Source organism: Roseateles sp. (assembly GCF_019237615.1).
Lineage (GTDB): Bacteria > Pseudomonadota > Gammaproteobacteria > Burkholderiales > Burkholderiaceae_C > Pelomonas.
The window spans coordinates 25,777-36,132 of the sequence record NZ_JAFAGT010000080.1; the positions used below are offsets into that span (position 1 = coordinate 25,777).

A 10,356-nucleotide genomic window follows, 5' to 3' on the forward strand; every position below is an offset into this window, starting at 1 on the left:
CATGGTGCGTCCGGCACTGGTCGTCGCGGCAGCCCTGCTGTGCGGCGGCCCGCTGTCCGCGCAGCCGGTGGTGGAGCGAATCACCTGGCTGGCGGGCGACACCGTCGCCGGGCGCGGTGCCGGCGGTGCGCGGCCCTCGGACCGCCTCATCGACTGGGTCAGCGCGCGCCTGCCGGGCATCGCGCATGAGCGCATCGTCGCCAATGCCAAGCGCAGCTGGGCGCTGATCGAGCGCGGCGAGCCGGTCTGCCATGCCGGCGCCGTGCGCTCGGCACAGCGCGAGGCGCTGGCCTATTTCAGCAACACCTGGCTGATGCCGCCTCCGCAGCTCATCGCGCGGCGCGACCATGTCGCCACCCTGCCGGTGGACGCAGCCGGCCGCGTGGACCTGACCGCCCTGCTGGCCGACCCCCGCCGTCAGGGCGTCGTCGTGCACGGCCGCAGCTACGGGCCGGTGCTCGATGCGCGGCTCGGGCAGCCGGCGGCGCAGGCCGCGCTGCGCCGCGTCACGCCGGGCGACTTCGGCAGCAACCTGATGTCCATGCTGCTGCAGGGCCGGGCCGACTACACGATCGAGTTCCCCAACGTACTGGCCGCGCTGGCCCAGGGTCAACCCGAGGTGGCGGGCCTGGCGATGCTGCCGATACGCGGCGCGATGGAGCCCGTCATCGGTGGCGTGGCCTGCCCGCGCACCCCTTGGGGCCAGGCCGCCATCCATCGCATCGACGCGGTGCTCGGCACGCCGGAAGGCGCGGCCATGCTGCGCGAGGGCCTGATGGCGGATCTGCCCGCCGAAAGCCGCCGCCAGTACCGCGACCTCATCGACAGCTTCTTCCACCAGCGCAGCCAGCCCACACCGGGGCTCTGAGACCGGCTGCGGATGCCCGCTGGTTATGGATGGCGCGCTGGCTTTCATTGGCTGCGGCCGGCCCCCTCTCTTACCCTGCGCCGCTGTATGAGGCTGGTAGCGGCAGGATGAAGCATTGCGTGGTGATTGGCGGTGGCGTGGTGGGCCTGACGACGGCCTGGGCGCTGCTGGAGAGAGGCCACGGCGTGACGCTGGTCGAGCGCGAGCCCGAGGTGGCCCAGGGGGCCAGCCGCGCCAATGGCGGCCAGCTCAGCTACCGCTATGTGTCGCCGCTGGCCGACGCCGGCGTGCCGCTGAAAGCGCTGCGCTGGCTGCTGGACCCCGACGGCCCGCTGCGCTTCAAGCCCGAAGCGAGCTGGGCGCAATGGTCCTGGCTGATCGCCTTCCTGCGCAACTGCCGCGGCCCTGTCAACCGTCGCACCACCGAGCGCCTGCTGGCGCTTGGCGCCTACAGCCAGGCTTCGTTCGCGCGGCTGCAGGCCGAGGCCCGGCTCGACGCCATCGCGCTGCGCGCGCCCGGCAAGCTGGTCGTCTACCGCAAGCCGGCCGAGTTCGCCCGCGTGGCCGCGCGCATGAACGGCAGCGGCGTCGAGCAGGCCATGTCGCATGACGATTGCGTCGCGCTGGAGCCGGCCCTGGCGGACGCCGGGTCGGCACTGGCCGGCGGCATCTTCACGCCCGGCGAGGCGGTGGCCGACTGTCATGCCTTCTGCACCCAGTTGCACGAGCGGCTGCGCCAGCACGAAGGCTTTCGCGGCCGGCTGGGCGCAGCGGTCGAGGGCTTGCTGCGCGACGGCCAGGGCCGGGTGCGCGGCGTGCGCACGGCGGCGGGCGAGGTCGCGGCGGACGCGACCGTCCTTGCCGCCGGACTGCACAGTCGCGCGCTCGCGGCGGCGGCCGGCGTCGCGCTGCCGCTGTACCCGTTGAAGGGCTACAGCCTCACAGCGCCCATCCAGGCCGGCCACCTCCCGCCCGAGGTCAGCGTGACCGACTTCGAGAAGAAGATCCTCTACGCCCGCATCGGCCAGGAGCTGCGCGTCGCGGCCATGGTGGACCTCGTCGGCGACGATGCAGGCCTGGACGCGGGGCGGCTGGCCTCGCTGCAGCGCTCGGTGCGCGCCACCTTCCCGAACGCGGCCGACTACGACCGCGCCACGCCCTGGGCCGGCCTGCGTCCGGCCACGCCCAGTGGCGCGCCCATCCTCGGCGCCAGCGGCCAGCCCGGGCTGTGGCTCAACGTGGGCCATGGCGCGCTCGGCTTCACCTTCTCCTTCGCGACGGCCAACATCCTGGCCGAACTGGTGTCGGGCCGGAACAGCCCGTTGCCGCTGGACGGCCTGACGCTGTGACGGCCGACGACCTCGCCGAAGCCCTGCGCGCCGCCGTGCTGGCGCAGCGCTTCGAGACGACGGCCGACAGCCTGCAGGACGGCGCGCCGCTGGGCTGGCATCCCAGCATCGACCTCGCCGTGGTTGTCTTCCCGGCTGGCGAGGCGCCGGTGGGTGCCAACGTGCTGTTCTCGCGCGAGCATCCCCAAGGCCTGGTCGCTCGCTTCGACGGCGCCTTCGGCGCGGTCGCCAACATCGGCTTCCATGCCGACGTGCGCGACGCCGCGGGCGATTCCCATGCCTGGCTGCCGGGCGCGGACTGGTCGCGCATCGCCTTCCCCGCATGGTTCGGCAGCGGCCCCCGTTTCGTCGCGCCGTATCCGGCCTCGCTGCTGAAGACCATGGTCGCCGTCGGCGTGGGCCTGCTGGTGGACAGCGACCGCAGCGACTGGGCGTTGCCGCTGGCCTACCAGGGCAGGACCCGGCCCGTGGGCGACTGGCTGTTCGACATGATCACCGTGAGCAGCAACGAGGCCACGTCCGCCCTCGTGGCCCACCTGCATGCGCGCGGCGGCATACGCCGCGAGGGCGGGCGCGAGGTGCACAACGAGATGCAGGCACTGTTCGCCGCCCATGGCCTGCCGGGCTTGATGATCGCCAATACCCGCTCCGACGGCGGCTGGGGCAATGCGGCCGGCTCGGGCGTGGGCCATATCCAGATGACGGCCTGGGATGCGCTGCGGCTGATGTGGCGGCTGGACGCCGATGCCCCGGCCGTGTCGCCCCGGCCGCCTTTCATCAGCGCCGCCAGCCGCGCCGTCATCCGCGGCGCGCTGGACGCGCAGAAGCTGCACCAGGTCCTGAGCAGCGAGTCGCTGCGCGCGCTGCCCGGCTGGGTGCCGGGCATTCCGGCGCGCTTCGCGCACAAGACCGGCGGCACGCAGAACTACGGCAGCGACGCCGGCATCGTGCATGACGGCGAACTGCACTACCTGATCGCCGTGACGACCAGCCTGGGCAGCCGCTACGCGCCCCACCCGGACGCCTCCACGACCTGGAAGCTGCCCGCACTGGGCGGCGCCGTGCACGCATGGCTGAAGGCGAATACCTGATCCCGCCGCTGCGCGCGGGCGCGGGCATCGCCGTCATCGCGCCGGCCGGCCCGCCCGCGCCGGGGCGGCTGGCCCCGGTCGAAGGCTGGCTGCGCGAGCGCGGCTACGTGCCCACGCTGCTGCCCAGTTGCTTCGGGCCGCCGCCGCTGGACTTTCTCGCCGCGCCCGATGCCGTGCGGCTGGCCGACGTGCATACCGCCTTCGCCGACGCGCGCTTCGATGCCGTGCTCGCGCTGCGCGGCGGTTCGGGCTGCATCCGCCTGCTCGACGGCATCGACCTGGGCCTGCTCGCCGCCAGCCGCAAGCTGCTGATCGGCTACAGCGACCTGACCCTGCTGCACGCGCTGCGCGACCGCGCCGGCATCCCGTCCCTGCACGCACCTATGCCGGCCAGCGACTGGGGCCTGCCCGGCGCCGAGGCCGACACCGAGGCGCTGTTCCAGCGCCTGGCCAGCGGCTGGCGGGCCGGCGACGTCGCGGGCCGCGCCGCGCCGCATCCCCTCAGCCATGGCGGGCGCGCGCAGGGCCGATTGATCGGCGGCAACCTCGCGATGTTCTGCGCGCTGCTGGGCACACCCTTCATGCCGGACGTCGACGGCACCCTGCTTTTCGTCGAGGACATCAGCGAGGAGCCCCACCGCGTCGACCGCATGCTGAGCCAGCTGCGCCTGGCCGGCGTGCTGGAGCGCATCGCCGGCCTGTTGGTCGGCAGCTTCAGCGGTGCGCAGGCAAGCCCCGATGCCGTGCTGGCCGATCACCTGCCGCGGCTGCGCTGCCCGGTGCTGGCCGGCTGGCCTTCGGGGCATGGCCAGCCGAACCGGCCGCTGCCGCTGGGTGTGCCGGCCGTGATGGACGTCGCAGCCCGCACGCTGACGCTGGGCTGAGCCGGGGCAGGCGCGGAGCCGCGCCATCGGCAGCGACATCGCCGCGGCTTTCAGGCCTCCGAACGCCCTGCCGGACAGCCGGGCCATTCGCACAGGTTATGCCCGGTTTTCAAAGCGTGATCGTCATGAACGCCACGATCCAGGGACCACCCTGTGGGCCTTCGCGCTAGCTTGCGGCAATCATCGTGTCAACGTAGTTATTTGCAGGAGCACTTGATGAAACCGACTCGAATTGCCTGTGCAGCAGCCCTTCTTTGCGTCAGCGGTGCCGTCCTGGCGCAGGCCGCCACGGACACGCAGCCCGCTTCGGCATCGAAGCTTGAAAAGGTCACCATCACCGGCTCCAGCATCAAGCGCCTGGCCGACGAGAAGGCGATGCCCATCGAGGTCATCACCGCCACGCAGGCCCGCCAACTGGGCCTGACCAGCGTGGACCAGCTCGTCGACAGCCTGTCCGCCAACGTCGGCGGCCAGACCAACCAGACCACCAACAATGCCGTTTTCGGCGGCGACGGCGAGAAGACCTATGGCGGCGCCAACTTCGCCAACCTGCGCGGCCTGGGCCCCACCGGCACGCTGGTGCTGCTGAACGGCCGCCGCGTCTCCACGCACGGCATGAGCGGCGGCGCGGTGGACCTGAACACCATCCCGATGGACGCCATTGAGCGCGTCGAGGTGCTGAAGGACGGCGCATCCGCCATCTACGGCACCGACGCCATCGGCGGCGTCATCAACTTCATCACCAAGACGAGCTACCAGGGCATGTCGCTGGGCGGCAGCTACTTCACGCCAGAGGCGTCGGGTGGCGGCCAGACATCGCGCCTGTCCGGCTCGGTCGGCTGGGGCAGCCTGGAGCGCGACGGCTTCAACCTGATGGCCACGCTGACGGTGGACAACCGGCGCATCCTGCGTGGCACCGACCGTCCCTGGGCCACCGGCTACCAGCCCGACTTGCTGCTGACACCCGACTCGACCAGTTCCGTCCACGCCAACATCATCGCCTCGGCCAACACGGCGCTGGGCACGGGCGGCACGCTGGTCGGCGGCACCGACCCGACCAAGTACACCAACCTGAACCTGCTGGCCTTCCGCGGCGAATGTGAGGCCATCCCGAACCAGGTGCCGCTTGCGCCCAACATCAAGATCTGGGACCTGTTCGGCTACACCAAGGCCAACTCGACGTACCGTTGCGCGCGCGACTATGGCCGCAATTACATGCTGGCCTCGCCGCAGGACGCCGTGAACGGCATGCTGCGCGGTACGCTCAACATCAGCGACAACCATCGCGCCTCCATCGAGGTGATGGCGTCCGACGTCAAGAACCGCGGCGAGTACTCGCCGGCGCAAATCAGCTCGAGCACAGGCCCCGCCGGCCCGGTCACGCCCACCAACCCCTTCGGCGGCCCCATCACCAACCTGCGGCCGGACAGCCCCTACTACCTGGATATGAAGGCGCTGGTGGACGCCAAGGATTTCAACTCGAAGCTGCCCATCGCCTACCGCGTCAACTTCCTGAACGACCTCGGCCTGCGCATCCGCGAGAACGAGACCAAGAACCTGCGCGTGCAGGCGTCGCTGGAAGGCAGCATCGGCCAGTTCGATTACTCGGTGGGCGCCGGCTACGGTGAGTCCAAGAGCACGGCCACGCTGATCAACGGCTTCCCCAATACCAGGAAGCTGGTGGACCTGCTGGGCTCGGGCAAGTACAACCCCTTCATCATGCCGGGCCAGACGCAGACGGCCGACGTCATCGCCGCCTTCGAGGACATGCAGATGCGCGGCAAGATCTACGACGGCAAGACCAGCGTCAAGCAGCTGGATGCCACGATCTCCGGCCCGCTCGGCAACTTCCTGGCCGGTCCCGTGGAGTTCGCGCTGGGCGTCAATGCCCGCCAGGAGGCCTATGAGTTCTCGGGCTCCGAGTACTTCCTCTGCATCGACAGCATCTCCGCCGCCACGCTGGCGCAGTACGACAACAAGGCGCTGACCTATGGCTGCCCGGGAAACAGCTCTTCGCCCAGCCTGTCGCGCAAGGTCGGTGCCGTGTTCGGCGAACTGGTGACCCGCCCGCTCAAGGGCCTGGAAGTCACGCTGCAGGCCCGCTATGACCATTACCAGGCCATCGGCGGCACGACCAACCCCAAGATCGGCGTCAAGTACCAGCCCGTCGACACCGTGCTGCTGCGCGCCTCGGCCAACACCGGCTTCCGTGCGCCCACGCCCCAGCAGATCAACCAGGGCGTGGTCGAGTCCCAGCTGACCGGCCAGTTCCGCGACCCCGTGCTGTGCGCCGACATCAACCACCCTGTCGATCCCTCGCAGTGCGCCCGCCTGAGCATGCCGTACCACGCCGGTGGCAACCCCAAGCTGACGCCCGAGAAGTCGCGCCAGGCCACGGCCGGCTTCGTGTTCGCGCCCAACAAGAGCTTCCAGGCCTCCGTGGACTACTGGCAGATCACCATGAGCGATCGCATCCGCCAGCTGAGCACGAGCGAGATGATCTCGAACTACGACGTCTACAAGGACAACTTCGTTCGCAATTCGACCGGCGTCATCGACTACATCCAGGCCGGCTGGGTCAACTCCGCGGGCAGCAAGACCCGCGGCGTGGACTTCGGCATGATCCAGGCCTTCGAGGCGCTTGACGGCCGCATCACCGCGTCGCTGAACGGCACGAAGATGATCAGCAACAAGGAGCAGACCCGCGACAACGCGCCGTTCATCGAATACGTGGGCAAGTGGAGCAACACCACGCTCTACGTGCCCTGGCGCCTGAACGCCAGCCTGGGCTACCGCACGGGCCCCTGGAACGTCACGCTCTCCGGTTCCTATGCCGACAGCTATGAAGACCAGAACCGCGGCCCGACGGCGGCTGGTGGTGCCAACTACACCAGCAACCAGCCCTACACCCGCACGGTCAGCTCCTATTCCAAGTTCAACCTGGTGGGCAGTTACAGCGGCTTCAAGGGCCTGACCATCACCGGCAGCGTCATCAACCTGGCCGACAAGCAGCCCCCGTTCACCTGGCACAACGTCGACAGCGCCGCCGGTGCCGGCTGGGATCCGCGCGTCGCCGACCCCCGCGGCCGCACCTGGGGCGTCACCTTCCGCTGGGCCACGGAGTAAGCTCGCCCAGCCCTTGCCAAGCCCCCTTGCGGGGGCTTTTTCGTCTCCTGAGCCGCCGCCTGCCGCGGCGTTTTCCAGCGTTCCCGCCATGCAGTCCATCACCGAAGCCCAGGTCGCCTCCGTCCTCGACTGGTCCAACGCCATTGCCGCGCTGCGCGCTGCCTTTGCCCAGCATGGCCGCGGCCAGGCCCAGGTGCTGGCGCGCCACCGCGCCACCGCATCCATGAGCGGCGCGGCGCTGGCGATCAGCGCCATGGGCGCCATCCTGGACGCCGACGGCGCGCTGCCCGCCGTGCTGGGCACCAAGGTCTACTCCGCGCGCAACGGCAGGTACAACTTCCTCGTCAGCCTGTTCTCGGCTGCGACGGGAGCGGCCATCGCGACGCTGGAGGCCAACGAGTTCACGCGGCTGCGCACCGCGGCGGCCAGCGCCGTCGCGGCCGACCTGCTGGCGCTGCCGGAGGCGAAGACGCTGGCCGTCTTCGGCGCTGGCATCCAGGGCCGGGCGCATGCCGAGGCGCTGAGCCGCGTGCGCCGCTTCGAGCGCGTGCTGGTCTGTGCGCGCTCGGGGGCCGAGGTCTTCGCGGCCGAGCTGACGGCGGCGCTGGGCCTGCCCGTGCAGGCGGTTGATGCGGCCACGGCGGCGTCGCAGGCCGACGTCATCGCGACGGCCACGCGCTCGCCGGTGCCGTTGTTCGATGGCGGCCTCGTCAAACCCGGCGCCTTCGTCGCCGCGGTGGGCTCCAGCACGGCCGCGGCGCGCGAACTGGACGATGCGCTCCTGGCCCGCGCCGCACTGGTGGCCGTCGAATGGCGTACGGCCGCGCAGCAGGAGGCCGGCGACATCGTGCAAGCGGCGCCCGGCGTCATCGCGCCGGAGCGCCTCGTCGAGCTGGGTGAACTGATCGTGAACCCGCGCCCGCGCGGCGCGCAGGACATCGTCGTCTACAAGAGCGTGGGCATAGGCCTGGAGGATGTTGCACTGGCCCGTCTCGTCGCCCACCGCCTGGGAGCCTGCTGATGCGTGCCTGGCTGTACTCCATGGCCTTGGTGCTGGCCGGCTGCGCCAGCCTGCAGGCCCCCGTGCCCGACCCCGTCCGGGCGGCGTTGGACAAGGCCGGCCTGCCCGCCGACAGCCTGGGCTTCGTGCTGCAGCCGCTGGACGGCTCGCGCCCGCCACTGCGCCAGCGCGCGGACGACGCGATGGCGCCGGCCTCGACGATGAAGCTGGTCACCGCCACCGTCGCGCTGGACAAGCTGGGCATCAACCATCGCGGCCGCACCGAGTTGCTGGCGGCCGCGGCGCCGGTGAACGGCGTCAATGGATCCGTTATCGAGGGGCCCCTGATCCTGCGCGGCGGCGCCGACCCCGACCTGGACTGGCCGGCGCTTTGGTGGCTGCTGCGCCAGCTGCGCGAGAGCGGCGTGCGCGAGATCCGTGGCGGCCTGATCGTCGACCGCAGCCTCTTCAGCCCCACACGCCCGGACCTGGGCCTGCCGGCCTTCGACGAGGCGCCCGAGTTCGACTACAACGTCATCCCCGATGCGCTGCACCTGAACGGCAGCCTGCTGGACTTCGAGCTGCAGGCCACAGCCAGCAGCGTCGCCGCGCGCACGCTGCCGGCCCTGTCGGGGCTGGCCGTGGATGCGAGCGCGATGACGCTGTCCACGCGGCCCTGCAAGGACTGGGACGAGGACTGGAAGCCCGCCCTCGTGCAGCCCGTCGCCGACGGCTTGTTGCTGAAGCTGCAGGGCGCCTTCCCCACGGGCTGCCGGCAGCGCGCGCCGCTGCAAATCGTCGACCGGCAATGGTTGGCCGCGCATGCGGTGCGGCAGTTCTGGGCCGAGCTGGGCGGCAGCATGGGGCCGGGTGACGCGGAAGGCCCAACGCCGGCCGGTGCCGTCGTGCTGGCCACGCACCGCGGTCGACCGCTTGCCGAGGTGATGCGCGGCGTCATGAAGCGCAGCGATAACGCGCTGACCCGCCTGGTCTACCTGCAGCTGGGTGCCCAGGCGGCCCGGCCGGACGAGCCCACGCGAGCTGCGGCCGAGCGCGTCGTGCGCGACTGGCTGGCCGGTCATGGCGTCGATGCGTCCGCGCTGGTGCTGGACAACGGCTCCGGCCTGTCGCGCAGCGAGCGCGTCAGCCCGGCCCTGCTGGCTGGTGTGCTGCGCGCGGGCCAGCGCGGCGCGCAGGCGCCCGAACTGCTGGCCACTTTGCCCATCGCGGGCGTTGACGGCACGTTGTCGCGCCGGCTCAAGGAAGGTCCGGCCGCCGGCCAGGCGCGGCTCAAGACCGGCACGCTGCGCGACGCCGTGGGCCTGGCCGGCTTCGTGCCCGACGCCGCGGGCCGTACCTGGGTCTTCGTGGCCTTGCTCAACCACCCCGAGGCGGCGCGCAAGGGGCGGCCGGTGCTGGATGCGCTGGTGAACTGGGTGGCGGAGCAGCATTAGCCGCCTCTTACATGAGGCCGAGGCTCCCTTGGTCGGGGCCTGGGCATCGGGTTGTCCGTTTCACTGCCGGGTGTCATGGGCGACTGCCGCCGGTCAACGCCGGCCTTCCGGCCTTCCAGTCGTCAAGGCTAGATACTGCTAGTCCATGACCACGCTGGTTCTCTTGCCGGGCATGGATGGCACGGGCATGGATGGCACGGGCATGCTGTTCGATCCCCTGATGGAAGCTCTGTCAGGCCTCATCCCGCTTGAGGTGGTGAAGTACCCGTCGGCAACACCAGCCGGATATGCCGAATATGAGCGCTTTGCTGAGGCCAGCCTTCCTGCAAAGGGACCGCTCGTATTGCTGGGCGAGTCTTTCTCCGGCCCGATTGCCATCTCCCTTGCGGCGAAGCATCCAATGCGAATTGCGGGCCTTGTGCTCTGTTGCGCTTTCGCCCCGATGGCCACTTCAAACTCCCCCACCTGTGGCCACGTAAATTCCCCCAGGCAGGACGAGCAGGATTATGAGTCGGCGGGCACCATCGTCAGCCTGGCCGCGGCCTCGCGCAGCCGGTAGCTCTTGCCCTCGAACTCCAGCATCG

The 10,356-nt window shown here is 70.7% G+C and carries 8 protein-coding genes; all 8 read left to right on the forward strand.

From position 1 onward, the window contains the following. Window position 1 precedes the first annotated feature (1 nt). On the forward strand, window positions 2-868 hold the full coding sequence (locus JOY88_RS15900) for a hypothetical protein (RefSeq protein ID WP_293503608.1): 867 nt from the start codon (window positions 2-4) through the stop codon (window positions 866-868). Between the two features lie 107 nt (window positions 869-975). Next, window positions 976-2,217: a D-amino acid dehydrogenase gene (locus JOY88_RS15905; protein WP_293503609.1), complete on the forward strand. Its 1,242-nt coding sequence runs from the start codon at window positions 976-978 to the stop codon at window positions 2,215-2,217. Continuing rightward, window positions 2,214-3,308 (forward strand): serine hydrolase, encoded by a 1,095-nt coding sequence (locus tag JOY88_RS15910; protein WP_293503610.1) that lies wholly within the window; start codon window positions 2,214-2,216, stop codon window positions 3,306-3,308. Before JOY88_RS15905 ends, JOY88_RS15910 begins: the two co-directional genes overlap by 4 nt. After that, complete coding sequence (locus JOY88_RS15915) at window positions 3,287-4,192, forward strand: S66 peptidase family protein (RefSeq protein WP_293503611.1); 906 nt, start codon at window positions 3,287-3,289, stop codon at window positions 4,190-4,192. The genes JOY88_RS15910 and JOY88_RS15915 overlap by 22 nt, the downstream gene beginning before the upstream one ends. A 216-nt stretch (window positions 4,193-4,408) precedes the next feature. Continuing rightward, window positions 4,409-7,318 carry a TonB-dependent receptor domain-containing protein gene (locus tag JOY88_RS15920; RefSeq protein WP_293503612.1) on the forward strand — a complete coding sequence of 970 codons (2,910 nt, stop codon included), beginning with the start codon at window positions 4,409-4,411 and terminating at the stop codon, window positions 7,316-7,318. A gap of 88 nt (window positions 7,319-7,406) precedes the next feature. Continuing rightward, window positions 7,407-8,339, forward strand: a complete 933-nt coding sequence (locus JOY88_RS15925) for an ornithine cyclodeaminase family protein (RefSeq protein ID WP_293503613.1) — start codon at window positions 7,407-7,409, stop codon at window positions 8,337-8,339. After that, a complete protein-coding gene (dacB, locus tag JOY88_RS15930) occupies window positions 8,339-9,772 on the forward strand; it encodes a D-alanyl-D-alanine carboxypeptidase/D-alanyl-D-alanine endopeptidase (protein WP_293503614.1) in 1,434 nt (477 codons plus the stop codon). Before JOY88_RS15925 ends, dacB begins: the two co-directional genes overlap by 1 nt. A gap of 145 nt (window positions 9,773-9,917) precedes the next feature. Next, entirely contained in the window at window positions 9,918-10,331 is a 414-nt protein-coding gene (locus JOY88_RS15935) for an alpha/beta fold hydrolase (RefSeq protein WP_293503615.1), read from the forward strand. The last annotated feature ends 25 nt before the right edge of the window (window positions 10,332-10,356 follow it).

Coding starts and splice junctions, on each gene's coding strand:
- JOY88_RS15920 (WP_293503612.1), top strand. CDS start 4,409: ATGAAACCGACTCGAATTGCCTGTGCAGCAGCCCTTCTTTGCGTCAGC.
- JOY88_RS15915 (WP_293503611.1), top strand. CDS start 3,287: ATGGCTGAAGGCGAATACCTGATCCCGCCGCTGCGCGCGGGCGCGGGC.
- JOY88_RS15925 (WP_293503613.1), top strand. CDS start 7,407: ATGCAGTCCATCACCGAAGCCCAGGTCGCCTCCGTCCTCGACTGGTCC.
- dacB (WP_293503614.1), top strand. CDS start 8,339: ATGCGTGCCTGGCTGTACTCCATGGCCTTGGTGCTGGCCGGCTGCGCC.
- JOY88_RS15900 (WP_293503608.1), top strand. CDS start 2: ATGGTGCGTCCGGCACTGGTCGTCGCGGCAGCCCTGCTGTGCGGCGGC.
- JOY88_RS15905 (WP_293503609.1), top strand. CDS start 976: ATGAAGCATTGCGTGGTGATTGGCGGTGGCGTGGTGGGCCTGACGACG.
- JOY88_RS15935 (WP_293503615.1), top strand. CDS start 9,918: ATGACCACGCTGGTTCTCTTGCCGGGCATGGATGGCACGGGCATGGAT.